Raw genomic sequence first — 20,779 nt, forward strand, 5'->3', positions numbered from 1 at the left:
CGATACGTGGCCGCGACGGCTTTACCGCCGGTAGGGGTACTCAGGTCGGATAATCATGTCGAACTGGCTTTCGCGGCGCTGCTGGCGAAACTTTTTCCGTATCGGGAAGTTCATGGAACAAGCTACCGCTGTGGTAGCCTTAACCGGAGGATTTTTCTATGAACTCCAAGATGCTCACCATGGGCGTATTCGCGCTCGCCATGGTCACTGGACAGGCGCTTGCAGGCAGTGGAACCGGCACGTCCGCGCTTGATGATCCGGCGAAGATGTCGCCGTTCTTCACCGATGCCGGTATGAAGACTATGAAATCCGAGGCGGAGTTCAAAGCTGCCTGGATGGCAATGAAGGAAGAAGATCGTGCAGGCCTCATGAAGGAATGCGGCGACGAGGCCATTGCCAAGTCGCACGACAATTTCTGCAAGATGACCAAGCAACTCGGCGGAGCAAACTGACAGTTGTTGTTCGCCGCTCCCGAAAGGTGGCGGCCTGGCCTTGGGTGCCTCAGCCGATCTGACAACTAGGAGCCCGTCACCGCTGCGGCAGTGGCGGGCTTTGCATTGCGTTAGGGCTCACAAATTCGGTCTGCGACAGGATACCAAGGGCGGTGCAACCTTTTGAGACTCGATGGTCCAAGGAATCGCCGGCTCAGTCTTCTTGCCAAGAGCCTGCGAGCCGCCATTCCCAACAGTATTGTGGTTTGAACCTTATATCCGGTCGAAATCGGCGAGCCCGAGCTGTCTTCGCTGGCCCTCGGCAGCAGGCGAAAACGTCACGCTACCCAGACTTGCTCTTGCTGGCCGGGCGACAAGAAAGGCCCGCCGCGTGAAGCAACGGGCCTCTCGGGAAGGCATAGGTGGGTTTATAGCCTCGCCCTCCATGCGGGTTTTGCCTCAATCGCAAGAAAGCTGTCAACGCCCGGTGGACGCGGCTGTTGGGACCGCCAGATTCGGGGCGCCGCTCCCCTTGTGCATCTCTTGAGGGAAAAAATCGCCAACCCCATGTCGCGGTCGGGCGCCTACCGTTACGGTTCCGCCAATTCGGTGTCCGCTTCGAACTTGGCGGACCTGACCTCGTTGGTTCACGGCCAGCGATTTGGGGCTGGATTGACAAAATTTTCCGGCTCGAACAGATTCCATTCGAGGGAACAAAGCGAGGGTACCATATGAAGAAGACATACCAAAAGCCGGTCCTGATCAAGCGCCAGCGACTGCCGACAATCACCGCGCAGCTCATCCCTGTGTCGCCGACGAACAACCAAGCCTGATCGGCTCCAAGTCTATCAAGCCCGCTGGCTCGCGCAGGCGGGGTTTTGTGTCGGCAAGGCTGGTACCAAGCCTCTGGCAGGCTTCTGTTCACAGCTTGGGGCTTGTGGGCGCCGACGGCGCGACTACTCGACATGGACTTGGAGGATCGCTGCGAGATCCTGGAAGGTAACATCGATCCGGCGAGCAAATACCGCCGAGGCAGGTCATATCCAGCGAAGCCAAGCCAAACTACCACCCGACACACGAAGCCGGCATTGAGGCGCGGTGTCGAAGCGACCCGATAGCGACTATCGCAGCGGCTGGTCGGGCAATTGCCTGAAGATCAAAATGCGGTCGAGGAATTCGAGATGCTGGGATGTCGCCCGCGAGCCGGGCAAGCCGGTGCTCACGTTCATGGCGCATCGAAAGACGAGTAAGTATACCGTTCCCGCCCCTTAAAATTCGCGCGGCGCTGTCGGCGATCGGTGTTGGAAGCGCGCAGGAGCATGCAGGACCCGCCAACGGGTCAAGGCGTCCATCATCCGTCGGGTGAAGTGCTTGCACGGCGCAGAAGATTTGCGGCACGCTGCGCCACAGGACATCCGGGAGGAGAATCATGCCGATAAGGACAAGGGCGAATGAAGCCGGTATTTTCGATCCAGCGGAACTGGCGTTGCTCGCCAGGGTCTTCGAGCAATTGCGGCTCGACAACCAATCCCCGGATGCCCGTGACGCGATCGCTTCCCGGATCATCGCCAATTACATGGCGGGCATCCGGGACGAGACGGAATTGCTCTCCCTTTCAAGGCAGCCACTGGGGCGCTAGCAGGAGGAAGACAATGGCGGTCGCCAAGAAGGATCAGGAACGCGCGAATTATGCCTGGATGTATGGAGTACAGGCGCGCAAGGACGATAGGGAGCGCGTCGTGCCCGACTTCTGGCGGGAGCATGCCGAGGCCTGGCTGCAGGGCTTCGACGGTGTGGCCTTGGACGGCGCTGACAAACCCAAGGCCGTTGGCGCGGAGATGGAAGCAGAGGTCGATGATGCGGCCGTGGCCCGCGGCGGAACCTAAGCCGACGATCGAGCTTAAGCTTGATGAGCACACGCGGGATAACCTTTCTCGACAAATGGATCGCCGACAATCTGCCAGAAACGGCCGCCGCCGACGTCATCTCGGTCGATAATCTGACCAACCGCCTGATCGCAGATGCCAAGGCGGCTGGCATCAAGCGCGACGAGATCGACGAAGAAGTCGACAGTCTCTATCGAACAATCCTCGATGCCATCGTGCACTATGATGCGGGCCTGCCGGAATGATCACCTAGACGACAGCGGGCGGAGGAGGGGGTGCGGACCTATAGAGTAGAGGTTGTCGCCGCAATGATGGTGGTATCGACAACTCAGATTCCGGCCATCCTTCCGTTCAAGGCGGCGGAGCAAGTAGCGGGGCGGCCGGTAACACTCCGAAGGAGCGAACAGGAATGGATTCGGGTCACGGAGTTGAGTGGCGAAAAGCGCAGCTTCGCGTATGTCGTTCGTCGCCGTTCAGTAGTTTTCATCTTTTCAGGGTGCCTGCTTAAGGCCGCTTCCGCGGCATTTTGAGCAGATAACTGTCGATCCCTTACAGCCTTCGCGATGTACCCCGTGGGGGCAGCATGTGCCGTTTGAAGCCAGCCACTTCTCGCAATTGAAAACCTTGCCAGCGCCGAGACATAGCCGACATTGATGCTTCCTGAACTCTGACAAACTCACCTGCCGCCCTTTGAGAACGGCAATAACGCGCTAGCCGATTTTTAGTTTCAGCTACTCCATATCCGGAACGTCGCCGGCGGTGAAAAGAACTGTTGGCGGCCCATAATCGCCCAACGCCGGATCGGCGTCGCGGCTCCAAGCTATGACTCCAACATGCTGGCCGGCAAGCGCCTTCGCCGCGCGGGTTGCCCGCTCTTCGCTCTGCTGGTCAGTCGGGCCATAGGCCGTGAACAATTCGCCATCGTCGCCGCGATCAAACGCCACGACAACGACCAGCTTCGGTTTCTTCTGGCTTGGGAGGACGTGGTCTGACATCGGTGCTCCTATAGGTAGATGTCGCCGGCGGCACGGTGCTCGAAGCAAAACCAGTGCGATTACCTTTGGAGTCTGGCGAAGCCTCAACCGGCGACCTTCCGGCATGCGTTGTGCTCACAGCTGTGACCAAGCACGTTGATGCGGTCGCGCTGCGCCTGCGTCATGCTTTGGGAAAGTTTATCGGTTCGTCGCTCATCCATAGCGCTTGCCGACGGACGGTGCATTCAGGGCCTCGAGCTGTTCCTGAAGGCGGCCGTTGAGGACGACCATCTCCCTGAGAACCTTCATCGTGTCGCCCTTGTGCAAGGCGACGAATCCGTCTGCGATGGCATGCAAAGCGGCCTCCTGGCGGCTGTAGGGCGCTCGTCCATTGGCGGACGGCTTCTCGGTTGGTGGTAAGATTGTAGAGATTGCACATGCTTCGCCCCTGGTGCGTAGGATCTCTGGGACACTGAGCGGGCCGCGATCGAGGATGCGCCTGTACTCATCGGTGCGACGTCAGACGCCACGTACTTTGCCATTCTCCCGGTCGCGTTTAGGAACGAAGATCTCTCCAGAGAAATGGTCGCAAAACGCCTTAGCCGCCTCGCTGTCGGCGAAGCAGTGGAGGGGTAGTTTTCGTACTTGCCGTTTTGCCAGACCGCCTGGAAATGCCTTATTTGAAATCTCATGCCGCGATCCTCACAGAACTTGGTGATCACGGTGAAGTCGCAGTCTGTGCAGATGTCATCCGGCAAGACGACCTGGTGCGGCCAATCCAGGTCGATGACCGAGGACGCCGGGATGCTGCGGCCGCGCTGGACCATCAGTGCGAAGTCGTTTTCTCTGTTGCCGCCTCGAGTGCGTCGATCGCGTTTCTCACAGCCTGGCGCTTAGGCTCGATCGGCTCGTCAGGGTGGAAATGAGAAAGCGAAAGCCTGGTGAAGGCGACAGTCAGGACGCCGATGAGGTCTCGCATTTTGAACCGATCTTCGACATCGGCCGCGACGCGCCACGCCAAGATGGCATCCCTTCCGCTATGCGTACCTTTGCCGTCTCGCTCGAGATCTTCGCGGAGCATCGTCAACGCCGTGACGCGGTCGGCAAGCTGCGTTTCCGGATTGGTCAGCAGCTCCAGGTCCACGTCTCGAGGCTTGCGCTCTTCAGGCCAGCCGGCGCAGCACGCCTCCAGAGCGGCGGTATGGGCCTTGGCCCAGGCGTGTGCGGCGTCGCCGGCCCGATCGTCCAACCCATCCTCTGGAAAGCCGTTGATGTCCCAGCCTTCGAGCGCAAAGGCGCCATCTGCCGCTTCCTCGGCTGTGAAGCCGGAGCGCTCCAAGGCCGCCTCCGCTGCGGCGATCCCGCGCGCAATTTCCTCGGGCGAAGCGCCCGGAACTGACAAGATCAGATCCATGACATCCTCCTGTGCCTATTTTCAGCTACAGTGAACGAAAAGAGAACATAGAGTCAAGTCCGCGCTTGACGACAGATGAATTTGTTCCTTATTTCTGACGGTGCATCTGAGCAGGAAGGCTAATGGGAAAGCGCCAAAACGCGCCGAACGGTGAAGCTGTGTCCGAATTGGAACAAGCTGCTCAGCGCGCAATAGAGGCGGCCGGCGGCGACGCTGTGATCGCATTGCTGAAGGTGCTCGCCAGAAACGCCGAGCTTGAGCACGAGCTTGCTCTGTCGCGTGGGGCGGTCTCGAACGGCTTCTCCAGGGGCTGGCACAGGACGCGGCCATTATGACCAGGAATGATGACAGCTGCTCCACTACAACAGCCGGCACGTTATGGAAATGATCCTGACGCCGGGCGAGGTGAAGCGGGCGCTGTTTTGCACGAGTTGCTAGAGAGGTGGCGCAGTTCGGCTGGAAATCCACAAACTTCCAAGCAATTGAAGGGATCTGGCAATGCACGACTTAATCGACTTCTTCCAGGCCAATGGGGCTCTGGTGATCGCCAACCCTATAGCCTTCCTCACTTTCGCAGTCCTTTTTGGAGGTGGAGGATTCATCGTCGGCCGCTATTTCCTGACCGAACGCATAGCCAATCTCGAGAGCCGGATTGCGCGGCGAGATGATGAGATCGCGGCGTTGAAAACACGCAAGGGCAAGACGGCAGACCCGTCACTGATCCCAATCATAGGTACCTCGGCAATTGGTGAAAACGAGGCAACCCCGCTGTTGGGAAAATGGCCTGATCGGCGTCGGCCGGGGACACTGTCAGCGCCACCGCGTCAACGTCGTGGCTAAGCTGCAGCTGGTGGGGTCGATCAACTTCTGGAATTCAGACAAGGTCTCGGGAAAACTCCGCGCGAGATAGCGAACAATGGGAGCGTTATCCATCAGGCGGTTGAGATAGCCGCGTGCCGCTACAAGTTCGAGGCCCCATGGACCAAGGCGCTCGGCGGCGTTCAGGAATTCCAGGCTCAGGGCGGCCAATTCGATTTCCATCGCTGCAATGTCGCTGGCAGTGATACCCGCGAACTGCATTCGCGGGACCGAAGGGGCCGCGAGCTGCGATTGCGGTGTAAGACCGACCAGCACCCTTGCCCACAGGAGCCTCACCCTGTCCAACCCGATCATCAGGCGTGTAATTTCCATCTGCCGGCCCGGCACGACCTTCCGCAGCAGGCTAAAAATCCCCGCCGGCACAGGGCCGTCCTCCAACAACTCGAGAGCATCGAGGCAAATCCCCGCAATCAGCTGTCGGTTGGTGAGCAAGGTCGGTTTCTTCCCAGTAAAGGGAAAATCGGCGCGATTGCCTCTTATTCTTTCCGCAAGCTGAGTTGGAATGGAATCAAGGCGTTCCGCCTCTATCAGCGCTCGAAACGCCACTACAGTCGTCAGTTTTCCAAAGAGCGCGGCCATCTTCTCCAGGGCTTTCTGGGACGCGTTTGCCTCTCGGATGAATAGCCGCATTCTTTCACATTGACAGTCATAGGTGGCACGCAGCTGGTATGAGTAGAGCTTATGCGGCCCCTGCGAATCGCTGGCCAGAGCGACGGCGTGGCGGCTGATCTTTGCGCCCTGCGTCATGACAATGCGGGTCCCTTCAAACGAACCCGCCTCGACAACTCGACCAAAGGGTCCATCGACTGAAAAAGAAACGCATCGACGCCGGCATGGTTGTTTGCTGTCAGCATAGTTGTCCGGCGTTGCACCTGATACGTCGGGCCGATCAGGTAGTCTCGGACCGAGACATTGTCAGGATACATTCTGATCAGTACCGAAATGTCGGCTTCGGGGAGACGCTCCTGCGAATATGCCCAATGAGGATAGCCGAAACGCTTGGGATGACAGCGCGCGATCCAGGCCGCAACGGTGAACTCGTCATTGATGCTGACGAGTTTGGTCTCGGGGTCATAGCGCGCCACCCCTCCGGCTAGGCCAATCGAGGCAACAAGGTCTTCAATGATTTCCCGGCGTCGTCGATGAAGCTGGTCGTTGATATCGAACCACCCATAGTTCGGCGGGGGGTCAAATCCGACCAGTTTGTAAACCGCGTAGAGGCTTCCGAAACGGGCTTGATAGGTGCTGACACTCACACAACCTGGTGCCGAATTGATAATATGTTCCGACAGCTTTCCTCGCTCAGCCAGCAGATTGGAAAGGTCAGCCAACATCTGCTCGTTGCTGAGGGGCGTGCGCGCATCCGCGACGGCCCTTGCGCGCAGAAACACCTTCCGGTCGAGGATCGGCTCGCAAGCCTCTTCCGCGCGAACCCATGCAGACGGCGGATTTCTCGCCCGCTTGCCATGAAGCTTTTCGGATTTTCTGTTCCATACGATGTTGCCGATGTAGCGTTCATTCGTCAGGACCGTATGCACCGTATTGCTCGTCCATGTCCGGCCCATCTCCGTAAGCACGCCCCTTTTGTTAAGCGCGCGCACGATCTCGATCCGGGATTTGCCCTTGACAAACTGGCTGAATATCCAGCGCACGACCGCAATCTCTTCCGGCGGACCGGGCACCAGCACAACTCGGTCGGATCCCAGGCCTTTGTACTGTCTGCGTTTGAGAATGAACTTCGGCTCGCCTGATTCATCCACCAGGAGCCGCCTAAGACCGTAGCCTGCGAGACCACCCCCGCAGAAACCCATTTTCACCACGCGCCTTTGACCGAGAAAGACCTTTGCCGAGAGCATGCGGCTCAACTCGGCCGCCATGCTACGCTTGATAGCCTTCAGCACGTCTGAGCCGATGGTGCCATCGTTCGCGAACTGCTCGGCGCAGAATTCGATGCGCACGCCAGCCACCTGGCAGCGGTATTCATAAGACGCACTTTCATCAATATTCTGAAAACGCCCCCAACGGCTCACGTCATAGACGACCACGGTCTCGAAATCGGCGTTCCCGCTTTCAATATCGCTCAACAGCCGTTGCAGACCGGGCCGCCCTTCGATGTTGAGTCCACTGCGACCCGGATCCTCGTAGGTGGCGACAATGTCGTACCCCATGATGTCGGCATATTCGCCGATGGCATCTCTCTGGTTGTGGATGGAATAGGTCTGAGTGTCGGTCGACATCCGCAGATATTGCGCAGCCCGGATCCTCGGCCTAGGCGCCGGACCCTTTGGAATCCCCGGGTTCCTGTCCATCGCTTGTGCACAATGTTGCGGAGCGACAGCATACCGACATTGTGCCTGTTGTTTCGTTATGCTTTCCCAAACAGTTTGTGTCGAATGCTGCTTCTGCGCGGCCCTGATCGGCGGCCGAGTATTTGTTCAACCAGCGAGAAACCATGTCTCATATCGTGAGCGGGCATGCCGCCGTTCCGCCGCAATGCAGCCGCACTTGGCTGGGCATCGGCCCGCGCGGCCTCAAAAGGAGGTTCTTCAGATGATTATCAAGAAAGCGATTTTGGCCGTCCTCATGACCGCGGCACTTGCGGGCTGCGAGACGCAAACCGAAGGCCAGCAGCGCGCCACCACGGGCGCCCTGCTCGGCGGCGCCGGTGGCGCTCTTGTCGGCCAGGCGATCGGCGGCAACACCAAGAGTACGGTCATCGGCGCTGCCAGCGGCGCCCTGCTCGGCGCCGTCGTCGGCTCGGCCACCACGCCGCAGCCCCGCGGCCAACAGATGTGCCGCTACCAGGACCGCTACGGCCGCATCTACACAGCACCCTGCGACGACCGCTACTACAACGGCAATTATTGAGGCCCCGCTGACGCCTTCTTTGCGAAGGCCCAGACCATCAGCGGGTATTCCTCGTCATTGCTGAGGTCTCGCCAAAGGCCGTAGGCGCGCACAGGGCCACCGATGTGGGCCCTGGCGCAGGCCTTGTTGCCCCAGCCATGCACCTTGACGTTGGCTTCGGCGAAGCCGCCCTCGACCATCAGCTGCTTCAGGCCGGCGGGCGTCCATCTGTTGTAGTCGTGCGGCCTGGCATGCACGCGAAACAGGAACGGTGTGGCCACCATCGCCCAGCCGCCAGGCCTGGTCATGGCGTGGATGTTTTGCACCGCCGCCATCGGCCGCTGAACATGTTCCAGCACCTGGTCGGCGATGACAATGGAATATTGTTCCTCGGTGCGGTCCCTGCAGATGTCGAAGGCGGGGAAATCGACCGAGCGGTAGTTGGGGCACATTGCCCGCCAATAGCGGTTCCAGCCGGGCGAGATCTCGATGACATCGGAGGCCTTGCGGTTTCCGGCTTCGAGGAAGAGCGTGAACGCCTCGATCTGGCGGATGCGCAGCCAATTGCGGGAATCGTAGCCAAGCAGGCGTTTGGCCATATGTTTTCCGCGGTTTTTCAGGGTGCCGGCAAGGCTTGTCGTCATCAGATCGACCTCCTCCAAAGCCCGCCGTGCCGGAGTCTCTAACACCGCCAGGTGGGCAAAAGATGACAGGACAGCTGATCTCGTTACGAGTGCCAAGACGTGATCAGCCATACATATAGACCGATAGGAAACGTTGACCTTCAGCGACGAACATAATCTGTGTTTGCCAATGGGTTATCAGAAGTCCGCCAAACTCGCTTCAAGAAGCTATTCCGCCGAGTCGGGAACGGGAGCTTTGCGCCTCGCTCCGGTCGTCCGAGCGGCCATCCGCAAAGGCAAAGATGGACATGGCTATCGATTGCGGCCCTGGACGATGCGGTCGATCACCATGGCGCAGAGCAAGATGGCGAAGCCCGCGAGCAGCCCCTGGCCGACGGCGGCATATTGCAGGGCGTTGAGGACATCCTCACCCAGCCCCTTGGCGCCGATAAGCGACGCGATCACCACCATCGACAGGCACATAAGGATGGTCTGGTTGATTCCGGCCATGATCGACGGCATGGCGAGGGGCAGATCGACCCGCGTCAAAAGGAACCATCGCGTGGCGCCATAGGCCTGCGCCGCCTCCCGGATCGCCGGCGAAACGCCTTGAAGACCAAGTGCCGTAAGTCGCACCACGGGCGGCGTGCCGAAGATCAGTGTCGCGATCACCCCAGGCGGCTTGCCGATGCCGAACAGCGCAATGACCGGGATGAGATAGACGAAGGCCGGCATGGTCTGCATGAAGTCGAGCACCGGCCGCAGCGCCGTGTAGACGCGCGGCCTGCGGCCGCACCAGATGCCGAGCGGGATGCCGATTGCCAGGCACAGCACGGCGGCGGTTCCAAGCAGCGCGACCGTTTCCAGGCTCTTCTCCCAAAAACCGAGCACGGCCAGATAGGCGAGGGCGGCCGCGGTGAAGATGGTGACGCGCGGCCCGGCGAGTTGCCAGGCAAGGATCAGGATCACCGCCATGGTCACCGGCCATGGCATTCCGGTCAGCGCGTAGGAAAGCCCGTCGAGCACCAGCGATATGCCGCCAGTGATGGCGCCAAAGAACCCTTCACCGGTATGCGAAATTGCTTCCATCAACCCGTCCAGCGCCGATGACAGGCTAACTTGCCAGTCGCGGTTGGAAGGTGCCGCCACGATCCAGGCGCCCGGACTTGCCCCGGCAAAACGGTAGACTGAAAGACCGTAGGCCAAGATGGAGAAGACCAGCGCGCACAGTGCCAGCGGATAGTTCAGGCCATGCCGCAAGGCCGGGTTGGATCGCCAGCGCGTGAAGCGCCGCTCGAGCAGCCGGTTGGCGAGAAACCCGCTCGCCAGCCTTGCAAGAAGCAGCGTGACGAAGCCGGCGCCGATGAGCAGAGGGGCTTTCCCCTTGGCGGCCTCCGCCTGCGCTTTTGCCGCGTCCGCCGCTCTCTGCAATGCCGCGGCAGACGATTTCAAACCCTCGGCATTTTCCGCATTCGCGGCCTGCGCGGATTTCGCCTGCTCGGCTCTTGCCTCTGCCTGTTTGGTCAGCCGCTCCGCGCGAGCCTCCTCGGCCGCGCCGAGATTGCCGGCCACACCGATGCCGAACTGGACGACCGCCAGCATTTCAAGGAAGAAGACGATCCAGAACAGCACCGCGACACCGCGCGCCGCCGCCCAGACGGATCCGAGCAGCGCTGCCGCGACATTGAAGGGCCATACCGTATGGCGCGCCCGCCGGATGCGGGCGAACCGATCGACGTAGTAATCCTGATTCTGGACGACGAATTCCTCGACCAGACGGTTTTCCGCCAGCGGTTCGAACTGGTGCGAGGGCTGCGGCTGATAGGCGTTCACGATTGTCCGCCCTTTCGCAATCCGTTCAAGAGGCGCTGCCTGTCAACCACGCCGACAACCGTTCCCTCGACGTCCGTCACCGCCAGCGGCGCGTCATCCTGAGCCGCGAATTCCACGAGTTCGCCTAGCGGCTGCCGCACGCCAACTCGGCGCAAGGACTTCAGGTCCGCCTGCGGAACTCTCGCGCTGAAACTGCGGACGGGCTCCATGATGCGGCCGGCGGTGATCACCTTCAGGCGCGAAATGTCGGCGACGAATTTCGCGACATAGTCATGCTTGGGTGCGGTCACGATGTCTTCGGGCGTGTCGATCTGGATGATGATGCCATCCTTCATGATTGCGATGCGGTCGCCGATGCGGATTGCCTCGTCCAAGTCATGGGTGATGAAGACAACCGTCTTGCCCATGGAACGTGACAGCGCCAGGAACTCGTCCTGAAGCTGCCGCCGGATCAACGGATCGAGCGCGCTGAACGGCTCGTCCATCAGCAGGATCGCCGAATCCGCCGCCAGCGCGCGGGCCAAGCCAACGCGCTGCTGCATGCCGCCGGAAAGCTCGTGGCAGTAGCGATCGCCCCATCCAGTGAGATTGACCTTCGCAAGTGCCGCGTCGGCGACATCGAAGCGCTGCTGCTTGCTCGCCGCCTGGATCTCCAGGGGCAACGCCACGTTGTCACGCACTGTACGGTGCGGCAGCAGCCCGAAGCTCTGAAACACCATGCTGACCTTGCGCGACCGCAGCGTCCTCAACTCCGCCGGTGTCTTCGTCATGATGTTTTCGCCGTCGATGAAAATCTCGCCGGCGGAGGGTTCGAGCAGTCGGTTGATATGGCGGATCAATGTCGACTTGCCGCTGCCCGACAGGCCCATCACGCAGAAGATCTCGCCGGGTGCGACCGAAATGCTGACATTGGCCACGCCGATGACGCAACCGAAGCGCCTGGTCACTTCCTCCTTGTCCAGCCGGTCGCGCAGGATGGACGCCATGGCCTCCGGCGCGCGGACGCCGAAGACCTTCCAGACATCCTTCATCACAATGGCGGCCGGGACAGCGGCGCCGCCGTGCTCGGATCGCGAAATCCTCGTCGACATGGCGTCCATGTCTACTGCTTTCGCCCGCTCATCGGCAATTCGGCTGGCGAGAGCCGAACCTGGCTACAGGCGCCGTGCGGTGCTCCGCTTAGTGGCCGAACCACTTTGCCACGTCGTCCGGATGAGCCTTGATCCACTCCTTGGCCACTTCGTCGGCGGCCTTCTTGTCGACGATGATCGCATAGGCCCATTTGGAGATGTCGTCCGGGTTGAAGCTGATGCGCTCCAGCGCCGCGGTCAGTTCGGGCTGGCGTTGTGCGAGCGAGGCAGCATAGGCGACGTGCACGGTGGTGTCAGCATAGGCAGATGAGACCTTCGACTTCTCGAACCATTGCGGATCGTCATTGGGCTGCACGACCACGAATTTCGCCGGATCATTCTTCGGCTCGGTCAGGAAGGCTAGCTTGTAGCGCGCAAAATTCTGGTGCGGGCTGTAGCAATAGCCGACCCATGGTTTGTCAGCCTTCGCCGCGCGGTCGAGCGAAGCCGCCGCCACCGCCTCGTCGGTCACCTGCAGGTCGAAGAAGTCGGCGAAGCCATAATCGCGCGCCCTGACCTTCTCGATGTTGGTCGACTGCCAGCCCGATGCGCCGATCCAGATTTCGCCCTTGCCGTCGCCATTGGTGTCGAACAGCTTGGCATTGTCCGGATTGGCGAGATCGGAAACGTCCTTGATGTGGTATTTGTCGACGGTGACCTGGGTGACACAGTAGCCCTGCTTGGCCTCGTAGCCATTCTGGGCGAGTTTTACCGTGCCAGCGCCCTTGACGTATTTGTCGACCAGGCCTTGCTGGTTCGGCAACCACACATCAGGCCAGATATCGACTTCACCCTTGTTGCGGTCCATCGCCTCCCAGATCACCGGAACGGCGGTGGTAGTTACCGTGGAAACATCGAGGCCCAGTTCCTGCTCGGCCGCGTTCTTGATGACGTTCATGACCGCCGTGGCGGTGGCATAGTTCGGATCCGGCATGGTCACATCGGCGGCCAGCGCCGAGGATAGAGGCGTCAGCAACAGGGCGCTCAATGCGGTTTCGACAAGGTAACGTTTCATGATGTTCCCCAACGGAGTTGCGCTGATTTCGTTCAGTCTATCCATCAGGTTAGCGGAACACGCAGGCAATCCATCCCAAATTTCACCGCATTAGGAAAAACGATGGAGCGCATAAGGTCACCACCTCGCGGCGACATGCTCCAGGGGTGGACGGCTCTAGAAATAGGCCTGGTCCGGTTCACTGGCCTTGCGGTTGGCGATAAAGGCCTGGAGCGCTTCGTCGATCGCCGGATCGAGGCCCGGATCCTGGTATCCGTCGAGCAGCCTTTTCCATTCCCGGTTTGCACGCTGCGCGGCGTCGAGCCGGCCATCCTCGTTCCATTGTTCGAAGGAATTGTTGTCGCTGCTGGTGGAGCGATAGAAGGCGGAGAGGAAGTTGGACTGTGTATGCGCGCTGCCAAGGAAATGCGATCCGGGGCCAACCGCTTCGATCGCCTCCATCGCCTGGGCATTCAGCGACAGATCGATACCCTCGAACAGGCTGGCGACCTTGCCGCAGAGATCAGCGTCGATGACCGTCTTCTCGAATCCGGTGACCAGTCCGCCTTCCAGCCAGCCGGTGGCGTGGTTGATGACGTTGGCGCCGGCAAACATCGACATCAGGATGCCCCATGTCGCCTCCTGCTCGGCCTGCGCGTCGGGAAGTTTTGAGGCTGACAACGAGCCGACAGTGTGGAACGGCACGCCGACGCGCCGCGCGAGCTGCCCGCAGGCGAGCACCATCTTGCCTGCCTCCGGCGTGCCGAAGGTCGGAGCGCCGCTCTGCATCGAGATCGTGCTGGCAAAGCTTCCCATCAGGCAGGGCGCTCCGGGGTTGATCAGCTGCACGAGCGAGAGACAGGCAAGCGCCTCGGCCAACACCTGCGCCAGTGTGCCGGCGACCGTGCAAGGGCTCATCGCGCCGGCCAGCGTCCACGGCGTGCAGGCGACGGGCTGATTGTTGCGGGCACACACCTTCAGCGAGCCCGACATGTTGGCGTCGAGCACGAGCGGTGCGTTGGTGTTGGACACGTTGTAGAGCACGGCGTTGTTGGCCACGAACTCCTCGCCGAACACGATCTTGGCCATGTCGACCGCGTCCTGCGCTCGCCTCGAACCGATGAACGCGCCCATGAAGGCGCGGTCCGAATGACGGATGTGGGTGTAGAGCATGTCGAGATGGCGCTTGTTGGCCGGCAGGTCGACAGGCTCGCAGACGACGCCGCCCGAATGATGCAGATGCGGGATCATCTGATGGATCTTCACCAGATCGCGAAAGTCCGCGATCGTGGCATAGCGCCGGCCGCGATCCAGGTCGTGGACGAAGGGTGGGCCCCAGGACGGACACAGCACTGTGTTGTCGCCGCCAATCACCACCGTGTTTGCTGGATTGCGGGCGTGCTGCTTGAATTGTGAAGGCGCGGTGGCGCGGATGATCTTGCGGCACATGCCAGGCTCGAAGCGGACTCTGGTGCCCTTCACGTCGGCGCCTGCCTCGCGAAAGATGTCGAGGATCTCGGGATCGTCATGGAACTCCATGCCGACCTCCTTGAGAAGCCGGTCGGCATTCGCCTCGATCAGGCTCAACCCCTCTTCATCGAGGATGTTGAATGTGCCGATCCTGCGGCTGATATAGGGTCGCCGCGGTGCCTGCTGAGCGAGGCGCTGGCCCTGTCTTCCAGCCCGGCCTCCGCTTCGTGGCGCTGGAGCGTCGATCGTCGCGTCCTTGTCCATTTCAGTCTCCGTGATCAGGCAGGCATGAAAGCAGCCGGCGCATCGGCCTGAAGGCCGCGCAGCCGCAGATTGTCCGGATCGTAAGGAGCCTTCTTCAGCTCCCGCGCCGACAGTTCCTGGCCGAGGATCGACACGGTCAAGCCTTCGGCCGCAACACCGGGCCGCAGATAGGCAAGCGCAATGGTCTTGCCGGTGCGGAAGCCGTGGCTGCCGGAGGTAACGATGCCGACCGGGCGGCCCGCCTGCATCACGGCGTGGGCGTAGAAGGGCAGCCTGTCGCCATCATCGTCGATTTCGATCAGCACCATTGTCCAGGCGCTTTTGCCGGCGCGCTCCAACATTGCCTCGCGACCGACGAACGTCCGCCCGTCAGCCTTGACCAGCGCGCCCAATCCGGCCTCCAGCGGCGTCCGCTCGGTGGTCAGGTCGGCGCCCCAGGCACGATAGCCCTTTTCCAGCCGCATCGCATTCAGTGCGTAGATGCCGAACGGACGCAGATCGAACTGCGCTCCGGCTTTGATGATCGCTTCGTAGAGCTTGCCGAACTGCGCCAGCTGCACATGCAATTCCCATCCGAGTTCGCCGGCGTAGGAGACGCGAAGCGCGGCCGCCCTGATGCCCGCCACGCGCAGAATCTGCGCCGAAAGCCAGGGGAATGCCGCATTGGACAGATCGGCTTCGCAGATTTTTTGCAGCAGGTCGCGGGCACGCGGTCCCATCACGCCGAGCACGCCACGCCTTTCCGTGACGTTGTCGATCGTCACGCTCGGGAAGGCCGCGGCGCGCGCACGCAGCAGATCCTCGTCATGTCGTTCCGCAAGTGCTGCGCTGGTCAGGTAGAACCCTTGGTCGCCGAAGCGGGTCACGGTGAATTCCGATGCCAAGCCGCCTTTTGCCGTCAGGACGTGAATGAGCCCGATGCGGCCATGGCGTTCCGGTGGCCGGTTGGCGCCGAGCGAAGCCATGAAGGCGCTGGCGCCCGGCCCGCCGATCTCGAACTTGGAGAAGGCTGAAAGGTCGATGGCGCCTACGCTGCCCTGCACACCGAGACACTCGCCGCGCACCGCGTCGAACCAGCCTGGCTTGCGGAAGGTCAGCTGCGGGGCTCCGTCAAAGCTCTTCACGGCGAACCAGTTCGGGCGCTCCCAGCCATAGGCAGCGCCGAGCACGGCGCCCTGGCTCTTCTGGAGCTCAAGTGCCGGCGTCGTGCGGCGCGGCCGGCCCGCTTGGCGTTCCTCATTGGGATAGTGGATGCCAAATTGCAGGCCGAAGCCTTCGACCGCCTTGTCGATACGATAGTCGCGATCGGCATAATTGCCGAACCGGCGAGGATCGATGGCCAATGCGTCGCTCGGCGGTGATCCGTCGACGATCCAGTCGGCGAGGAAGCGGCCGGCGCCGCCGCCTTCCATAACGCCCATGCTGGAGCCGGTGAGCAGCCAGGCATTGCCGAGGCCAAAAGCCGGACCGACCAACGGATTGGCGTCCGGCGTGAAGGTGATCGGGCCGTTGACCACCGTCTTGATGCCGGCATTGGCGAGCGCCGGCACCCGCTCCATCGCCAGTGCGATGATATGCTCGACCCGATCCAGGTCGGGCGGTAGCAGTTCCATGCCGAATTCCGGCGGCACGCCGTCGATCGCCCAGGGATGGGCCGACTTCTCATAAGGGCCGACGATATAGCCGTCGCGCTCCTGGCGCAGATACCAGCTTTCCTCCGGATCGCGGATGATCGGCAATTCCTTGGCGCCGGCCGCGATGCGCTCGGCAATCTCGGGCACGGTGTCGGTCACGACATACTGGTGCAGCATCGGCACGACGGGCAGGTCGATGCCCATCATCGCGCCGATCTCGCGGCACCATGTGCCGGCGGCGTTCACGACATGCTCAGCGACGATGTCGCCCTGTTCAGTGCGCACCAGCCATTCGCCCGATGGCTTTCGCTCGATCGAAAGCACCGGATTGTGGCGCACGATTTCGGCGCCGCGCGAACGCGCGCCGGCGGCCATGGCGTTGGTCGCCAGCGTCGGATCGACATGGCCGTCATTGGGCTCGTAGATCGCGCCAATGATGCCGTCCGTGTGGCAGAGCGGATAGATTTCCTTCAGCTCGCCAGGGCTCAGAATGCGGAAATCATGGCCAACGAAACGGCCCAGTCCCTGCACGTGGCGGAATTCGTCAATGCGTTCCTGCGAACGCGTGATGCGCAGCGCGCCGCTTGGGTGAAACCCTGTCGGCAATCCGGTCTCTGCGGTGAGAATCTCGCGATAGAGCCGCACCGAATGGGCTCGCATCTCCATGATCGTCGCATTGTGGGCGAAATGCGTGCAGAGCCCGGCGGCATGCCAGGTAGAGCCCGCCGTCAGCTCCTGTCTCTCGACGAGCATGACATCGCTCCAGCCGCGTTTGGCGAGGTGATAGAGCAGCGACACGCCCATGGCGCCACCGCCGATAACGACCACGCGGGCCTGCTGTCTCATGAATTTTCCTCCGCGCTTGCGCGCATGCGCATTCCTGTTGGGTCGTAAGGGGGCTTGTCGAGCGGCTGGAGCCGGTAGCGGGTACCGGCGACCGCGATCTCATAGTCGGAAGCGAGCAACTGCGCTTTCGCCTCGCCCGGAGCGCAAGCCACATAGCCGAGACAAAGGCTGAGCCCCGTGCGAACGCCGAGACCGCCTGAAGTCGTCAATCCGGCAAATTTGCCGTCTCGGTAGATGGGTTCGTCATGTAGCAGAAGCGGATTGGCGCCGACGACCGCGAAATGCATGAGCCGACGACGCACGCCATCGACCTTCGTTTTCAGCAGCGCCTCGCGGCCGATGAAATGGTCCTTCTGCCAGGACACGGCGAAAGAGAGACCTGCCTCCAGCGGCGTGTCCTTCGGCCCGATATCATGACCCCAATGGCGATAGCCCTTTTCCAGCCGGCAGCCATCCAGCGCGTAGTGGCCACAAAAGGTCAGGCCATGAGCGCTGCCCGCCTCGGCGATGGTGGCCAGCAGGCTTTCGGCGTGTTCGACCGGCACATAGAGCTCAAAGCCGAGTTCGCCGACAAAGCTGACCCGCGTCGCCCGCACGTTCGCGGTGCCGATATCGATGCGGCGCGAGGTCGAGAACGGAAACGCCGCGTCGGAAAGATCGGCGTCGGTCAGGCTTTGCAGCAGGTCACGCGAACGCGGTCCCATGACACCGAGCACAGCCTCCGCCGACGTCGCGTCGAAGGCCGAGACATTGAGGCCGAGGTCTTCGGCGTGGCGGCTGATCCAGGCGAGGTCCTTCTGCCGTGTCGCCGCGCCCGAGACCACGCGGAAAGCGTCCTTGCCGATTCGCGCGACCGTAACATCGGCCTCGATGCCGCCCCGCGCATTGAGCATCTGCGTATAGACGGCTCGGCCTTCGGGCTTGTCTACGTCGGCGGCACACAGGAATTGCATCAGTGCCACCGCGTCGCGTCCACGTACATCGATCTTGGTGAAGGGCGAAAGCTCGAACAAGCCAACGCCTTCAGCCATCCGCTTGGCTTCAGCCCTGGCAGGGCGCCACCAGTTCTGCGCGCCGACGGAATGGCCACGCGTTTCCGCGTCCCCGAACCAGAGCGGTCGCTCCCAGCCGGTCGGCGCGCCGAAAACGGCGCCCGCCTCGGCGAATGTGCGATGAAAGGCGGAACGCCTGACATCGCGCCCGGCAGTCGGCTGCTTGTAAGGCCAGTGCATGCGGAACAGATCGGCGACGGCCTCTTCCATTCTGGCGCCGACGAAGGAGCGCGCCGCAGCGGAGCGATCGAAGCGGGCTATGTCGAGCGCCCATAGATCGAGGCTTGGCTCGCCATCGACAATCCACTCGGCCATCGCCTTGCCGGCGCCAGCGGACGACATCATGCCCGTCGAGTTGAATCCGGCGGCGACGTAGAAACCGCGCAGATAGGGCGACTCGCCCATCAGCGGTCGTGTGTCTGGCGTAAAACTCTCCGGCCCGTTCATGAAGTGTCTAATGCCGGTTTGCGACAGCGCCGGCAGAAGTTTCAGCCCGGCCGCCATGAAGGGCTCGAACTGGTCCCAGTCCTCCGGCAGTTCGAGGAAAGGCCTGTCGCCGGCCGGTCCGCGAACCTCGAAGAGCTTGGCGTGCGGCTCAAACCCGCCGAGCACCAGCTTACCGGAATCACCCTTGACGTATATGGCTTCATCGAGGTCGCGCAGGATGGGAAACGGATCCTGCAGGCCGGCGATCGGCTCGGTCACCACATACATGTGCTCGACGGCCTGCAACGGCACGGGAACGCCGGCGAGCGTGCCGACATCGCGCGCCCAGGCGCCAGCGCAATTGACCACGATCTCGCAATCGATGGTGACGCCGGAAGCCAGGGTTACACCGGCGACCCGGCCATTGCCGGTCACGATGCCCGAACAGGCGCGGCCTTCCAGGATGCGGATACCGGCCGCGCGGGCCCGTTTGGCATAGGCGGCGCAGATGTCGACGGGATTGGCCTGGCCGTCTTCCTCGACCCACAGCGCGCCTTCGATACCGTCCACGACGATATCGCTCACGCGCTCGGCCACGCCGGCCTGATCGACGATCCCGACCCTCAGGCCGCAGACATCGCCCATATGCGCGATGCGCTTCAGTTCGTCCATGCGCTCCGCGCGCCGCGCCAGCCACAGGCCGCCGGTGCGCCGGTAGCCGGATGCCTGGCCCGTCAGTTCCTCAAGGCGCGGAAATAGCTCCGTCGCATATTGCGCAAGTCTCGTCAGGTTGAGGCTGGCGCGCAACGGGCCGACAATCCCGGCTGCATGCCAGGACGTGCCGCTGGTCAGTTGATGGCGCTCCAGAAGGACGACATCGCTCACGCCCAGCTCGGCAAGGTGATAGGCTGTGGCAAGGCCAATGACGCCGCCGCCAATGATCACTATACGTGCCCTGTCATTCACGTTGCAGGAAACCTTCGCTGGACCCGAATGGCGCGATCTTTTCCCGCTAAGCCTCTTGCGCTCAATCCAAATTTTGCAACATTAGGAAAACTTATGAAGCCTCGCGGGTGGAGTTGCGGGTGAAGAGCGGCAGTTTCGATTTCAATCTTTTCCGATCGATCGAGGTTTTCGTCGCCATCGTCGAGACCAGGCATGTCACCCAGGCCGCGCAGATGCTGGGCATGACCCAGTCGGCCGCTTCGCAACATCTGAAGAACCTGGAAAGCGCGCTCGGGGTCAGTCTGATCGACCGCAATTTGCGGCCGATCGAGCTCACCAAGGCCGGCATCGCGCTGCATCGCCGCGCCGTTGCCATACTGGCCGAGGTCGAGGGCCTGCGCACCGACGCGCGCCGCGTCAATGCGGCGCCGCTGCCCTTGCTGCGCATCGCGCTCCTGGCCTCCATCGCGACCACGCTGGCTCCCGCGCTCTCGGTCCTCGCCCGCAAGGGCTTTGGCATTCCCGAACTCAGCCTGTTCGCCGGGCTTGCGACCGACCATGTCGCTTTGCTGCGCGCTCGCCGCGCCGACCTCGCCGTCACCTCCGGCGAGCTGTTCGAGATCGAGGGACTGACGCGTTACCCGGTGATGACTGAAAAGTTTCTGCTTGTGACGCCAAAGGGCTTTGCTGGTGATGTCGGCGACATCGTGAAGCTCTCGAAGAAGCTCGCGTTCGTGCGCTTCTCGCGCGAGACGCCGGTCGGGCTGCGCGTCGACCAGCATCTCAGCCGGCTGCGCCTCGAGATCCCGCGTGCCATGGAGGGCGACCGCTCCAGCGTTGTGATGGCGCCGGTCGCCGCGGGCATGGGCTTTGCGATCCTGACCCCGACCTTGCTTATCGATGGGTTGGCGGAAGGCATGGAGATCGATGTCCATCCCTTGCCCTTCACAAGCCTTTCACGCAACATCCTGCTTGTCGCACGCGAGCGTGAACTGGGAAGCCTCCCCGAGGCCTTCGCCGCGCGCACCGCCGAAATCCTGACCAACGCGATCAGCACTCGTCTGCCCGGCCTTCCGGCCGATTGCTATACGGTCGACCGTGCTTCCCCCAGCGACTAATCGGCCCCATCAG

General features: G+C 61.8%; 20 protein-coding genes. 8 read left to right on the forward strand and 12 right to left on the reverse strand.

All coding sequences use genetic code 11. From position 1 onward, the window contains the following. The first annotated feature begins 158 nt into the window (after nt 1-158). The 4 genes from MesoLj_RS13845 to MesoLj_RS13860 all read left to right on the forward strand — a co-directional run bounded on the left by MesoLj_RS13845 (nt 159) and on the right by MesoLj_RS13860 (nt 2,562). Nucleotides 159-452 (forward strand): hypothetical protein, encoded by a 294-nt coding sequence (locus tag MesoLj_RS13845; protein ID WP_140774479.1) that lies wholly within the window; start codon nt 159-161, stop codon nt 450-452. Between the two features lie 1,408 nt (nt 453-1,860). Continuing rightward, a complete protein-coding gene (locus MesoLj_RS13850) occupies nt 1,861-2,070 on the forward strand; it encodes a hypothetical protein (protein ID WP_202326337.1) in 210 nt (69 codons plus the stop codon). A 13-nt stretch (nt 2,071-2,083) separates the two neighbouring features. Further along, nucleotides 2,084-2,317 (forward strand): hypothetical protein, encoded by a 234-nt coding sequence (locus MesoLj_RS13855; RefSeq protein ID WP_202326338.1) that lies wholly within the window; start codon nt 2,084-2,086, stop codon nt 2,315-2,317. 23 nt (nt 2,318-2,340) lie between these two features. Further along, entirely contained in the window at nt 2,341-2,562 is a 222-nt protein-coding gene (locus MesoLj_RS13860; RefSeq protein WP_140774476.1) for a DUF768 domain-containing protein, read from the forward strand. Between the two features lie 486 nt (nt 2,563-3,048). Here the strand turns inward: MesoLj_RS13860 and MesoLj_RS13865 are convergent, their stop codons facing one another. The 3 genes from MesoLj_RS13865 to MesoLj_RS13875 form a co-directional block, all read right to left on the reverse strand. Next, entirely contained in the window at nt 3,049-3,312 is a 264-nt protein-coding gene (locus MesoLj_RS13865) for a hypothetical protein (RefSeq protein WP_202326339.1), read from the reverse strand. Nucleotides 3,313-3,504: 192 nt separating this feature from the next. Continuing rightward, nucleotides 3,505-3,648 carry a hypothetical protein gene (locus MesoLj_RS13870; RefSeq protein WP_244735386.1) on the reverse strand — a complete coding sequence of 48 codons (144 nt, stop codon included), beginning with the start codon at nt 3,646-3,648 and terminating at the stop codon, nt 3,505-3,507. A gap of 469 nt (nt 3,649-4,117) precedes the next feature. Then, on the reverse strand, nt 4,118-4,705 hold the full coding sequence (locus MesoLj_RS13875; protein ID WP_202326340.1) for a hypothetical protein: 588 nt from the start codon (nt 4,703-4,705) through the stop codon (nt 4,118-4,120). Between the two features lie 122 nt (nt 4,706-4,827). Between MesoLj_RS13875 and MesoLj_RS13880 the strand changes: the two genes are divergently transcribed. Next, nucleotides 4,828-5,040, forward strand: coding sequence for a hypothetical protein (locus tag MesoLj_RS13880; protein ID WP_202326341.1), 213 nt, complete (start codon nt 4,828-4,830; stop codon nt 5,038-5,040). Nucleotides 5,041-5,203: 163 nt separating this feature from the next. Continuing rightward, nucleotides 5,204-5,545 carry a hypothetical protein gene (locus MesoLj_RS13885; protein WP_202326342.1) on the forward strand — a complete coding sequence of 114 codons (342 nt, stop codon included), beginning with the start codon at nt 5,204-5,206 and terminating at the stop codon, nt 5,543-5,545. On the opposite strand, the gene MesoLj_RS13890 is transcribed toward MesoLj_RS13885, so the two are convergent. Together MesoLj_RS13890 and MesoLj_RS13895 are read right to left on the reverse strand one after the other, a co-directional pair. Continuing rightward, nucleotides 5,516-6,331, reverse strand: coding sequence for a plasmid partitioning protein RepB C-terminal domain-containing protein (locus MesoLj_RS13890; protein ID WP_202326343.1), 816 nt, complete (start codon nt 6,329-6,331; stop codon nt 5,516-5,518). The two genes, MesoLj_RS13885 and MesoLj_RS13890, sit on opposite strands and share 30 nt — an antisense overlap. Next, on the reverse strand, nt 6,328-7,821 hold the full coding sequence (locus MesoLj_RS13895; RefSeq protein WP_202326344.1) for a recombinase family protein: 1,494 nt from the start codon (nt 7,819-7,821) through the stop codon (nt 6,328-6,330). Before MesoLj_RS13895 ends, MesoLj_RS13890 begins: the two co-directional genes overlap by 4 nt. A 313-nt stretch (nt 7,822-8,134) precedes the next feature. Between MesoLj_RS13895 and MesoLj_RS13900 the strand changes: the two genes are divergently transcribed. Next, nucleotides 8,135-8,452, forward strand: a complete 318-nt coding sequence (locus tag MesoLj_RS13900) for a YMGG-like glycine zipper-containing protein (RefSeq protein WP_140774468.1) — start codon at nt 8,135-8,137, stop codon at nt 8,450-8,452. Here the strand turns inward: MesoLj_RS13900 and MesoLj_RS13905 are convergent. The 7 genes from MesoLj_RS13905 to MesoLj_RS13935 all read right to left on the reverse strand — a co-directional run bounded on the left by MesoLj_RS13905 (nt 8,446) and on the right by MesoLj_RS13935 (nt 19,648). Further along, entirely contained in the window at nt 8,446-9,075 is a 630-nt protein-coding gene (locus tag MesoLj_RS13905; RefSeq protein ID WP_140774467.1) for a class I SAM-dependent methyltransferase, read from the reverse strand. The two genes, MesoLj_RS13900 and MesoLj_RS13905, sit on opposite strands and share 7 nt — an antisense overlap. Before the next feature lie 291 nt (nt 9,076-9,366). After that, complete coding sequence (locus tag MesoLj_RS13910; protein WP_202326345.1) at nt 9,367-10,887, reverse strand: ABC transporter permease; 1,521 nt, start codon at nt 10,885-10,887, stop codon at nt 9,367-9,369. After that, nucleotides 10,884-11,987, reverse strand: a complete 1,104-nt coding sequence (locus MesoLj_RS13915; protein WP_244735387.1) for a quaternary amine ABC transporter ATP-binding protein — start codon at nt 11,985-11,987, stop codon at nt 10,884-10,886. Before MesoLj_RS13915 ends, MesoLj_RS13910 begins: the two co-directional genes overlap by 4 nt. 79 nt (nt 11,988-12,066) lie before the next feature. Beyond that, nucleotides 12,067-13,032 carry an ABC transporter substrate-binding protein gene (locus tag MesoLj_RS13920; protein WP_202326346.1) on the reverse strand — a complete coding sequence of 322 codons (966 nt, stop codon included), beginning with the start codon at nt 13,030-13,032 and terminating at the stop codon, nt 12,067-12,069. A gap of 156 nt (nt 13,033-13,188) precedes the next feature. Further along, on the reverse strand, nt 13,189-14,745 hold the full coding sequence (locus MesoLj_RS13925) for a trimethylamine methyltransferase family protein (RefSeq protein ID WP_202326347.1): 1,557 nt from the start codon (nt 14,743-14,745) through the stop codon (nt 13,189-13,191). A gap of 14 nt (nt 14,746-14,759) precedes the next feature. Then, nucleotides 14,760-17,225, reverse strand: coding sequence for a GcvT family protein (locus tag MesoLj_RS13930; RefSeq protein ID WP_202326348.1), 2,466 nt, complete (start codon nt 17,223-17,225; stop codon nt 14,760-14,762). Next, a complete protein-coding gene (locus MesoLj_RS13935) occupies nt 17,222-19,648 on the reverse strand; it encodes a GcvT family protein (RefSeq protein ID WP_202326349.1) in 2,427 nt (808 codons plus the stop codon). The genes MesoLj_RS13930 and MesoLj_RS13935 overlap by 4 nt, the downstream gene beginning before the upstream one ends. 140 nt (nt 19,649-19,788) lie before the next feature. Here MesoLj_RS13935 and MesoLj_RS13940 point away from each other — a divergent pair, with 140 nt between their 5' ends. Continuing rightward, entirely contained in the window at nt 19,789-20,766 is a 978-nt protein-coding gene (locus tag MesoLj_RS13940) for a LysR family transcriptional regulator (protein WP_202326350.1), read from the forward strand. Nucleotides 20,767-20,779: the final 13 nt, after the last annotated feature.

Source organism: Mesorhizobium sp. 113-3-9 (assembly GCF_016756515.1).
In the GTDB taxonomy this organism is placed as follows: Bacteria; Pseudomonadota; Alphaproteobacteria; order Rhizobiales; family Rhizobiaceae; genus Mesorhizobium.

What these genes read in the sequence shown, in the direction of transcription:
- MesoLj_RS13845 (WP_140774479.1), top strand. Translation starts at nt 159, where the DNA reads ATGAACTCCAAGATGCTCACCATGGGCGTATTCGCGCTCGCCATGGTC.
- MesoLj_RS13850 (WP_202326337.1), top strand. Translation starts at nt 1,861, where the DNA reads ATGCCGATAAGGACAAGGGCGAATGAAGCCGGTATTTTCGATCCAGCG.
- MesoLj_RS13855 (WP_202326338.1), top strand. Translation starts at nt 2,084, where the DNA reads ATGGCGGTCGCCAAGAAGGATCAGGAACGCGCGAATTATGCCTGGATG.
- MesoLj_RS13860 (WP_140774476.1), top strand. Translation starts at nt 2,341, where the DNA reads ATGAGCACACGCGGGATAACCTTTCTCGACAAATGGATCGCCGACAAT.
- MesoLj_RS13865 (WP_202326339.1), bottom strand. Translation starts at nt 3,312, where the DNA reads ATGTCAGACCACGTCCTCCCAAGCCAGAAGAAACCGAAGCTGGTCGTT.
- MesoLj_RS13875 (WP_202326340.1), bottom strand. Translation starts at nt 4,705, where the DNA reads ATGGATCTGATCTTGTCAGTTCCGGGCGCTTCGCCCGAGGAAATTGCG.
- MesoLj_RS13880 (WP_202326341.1), top strand. Translation starts at nt 4,828, where the DNA reads ATGGGAAAGCGCCAAAACGCGCCGAACGGTGAAGCTGTGTCCGAATTG.
- MesoLj_RS13885 (WP_202326342.1), top strand. Translation starts at nt 5,204, where the DNA reads ATGCACGACTTAATCGACTTCTTCCAGGCCAATGGGGCTCTGGTGATC.
- MesoLj_RS13890 (WP_202326343.1), bottom strand. Translation starts at nt 6,331, where the DNA reads ATGACGCAGGGCGCAAAGATCAGCCGCCACGCCGTCGCTCTGGCCAGC.
- MesoLj_RS13895 (WP_202326344.1), bottom strand. Translation starts at nt 7,821, where the DNA reads ATGTCGACCGACACTCAGACCTATTCCATCCACAACCAGAGAGATGCC.
- MesoLj_RS13900 (WP_140774468.1), top strand. Translation starts at nt 8,135, where the DNA reads ATGATTATCAAGAAAGCGATTTTGGCCGTCCTCATGACCGCGGCACTT.
- MesoLj_RS13905 (WP_140774467.1), bottom strand. Translation starts at nt 9,075, where the DNA reads ATGACGACAAGCCTTGCCGGCACCCTGAAAAACCGCGGAAAACATATG.
- MesoLj_RS13915 (WP_244735387.1), bottom strand. Translation starts at nt 11,987, where the DNA reads ATGGACGCCATGTCGACGAGGATTTCGCGATCCGAGCACGGCGGCGCC.
- MesoLj_RS13920 (WP_202326346.1), bottom strand. Translation starts at nt 13,032, where the DNA reads ATGAAACGTTACCTTGTCGAAACCGCATTGAGCGCCCTGTTGCTGACG.
- MesoLj_RS13925 (WP_202326347.1), bottom strand. Translation starts at nt 14,745, where the DNA reads ATGGACAAGGACGCGACGATCGACGCTCCAGCGCCACGAAGCGGAGGC.
- MesoLj_RS13930 (WP_202326348.1), bottom strand. Translation starts at nt 17,225, where the DNA reads ATGAGACAGCAGGCCCGCGTGGTCGTTATCGGCGGTGGCGCCATGGGC.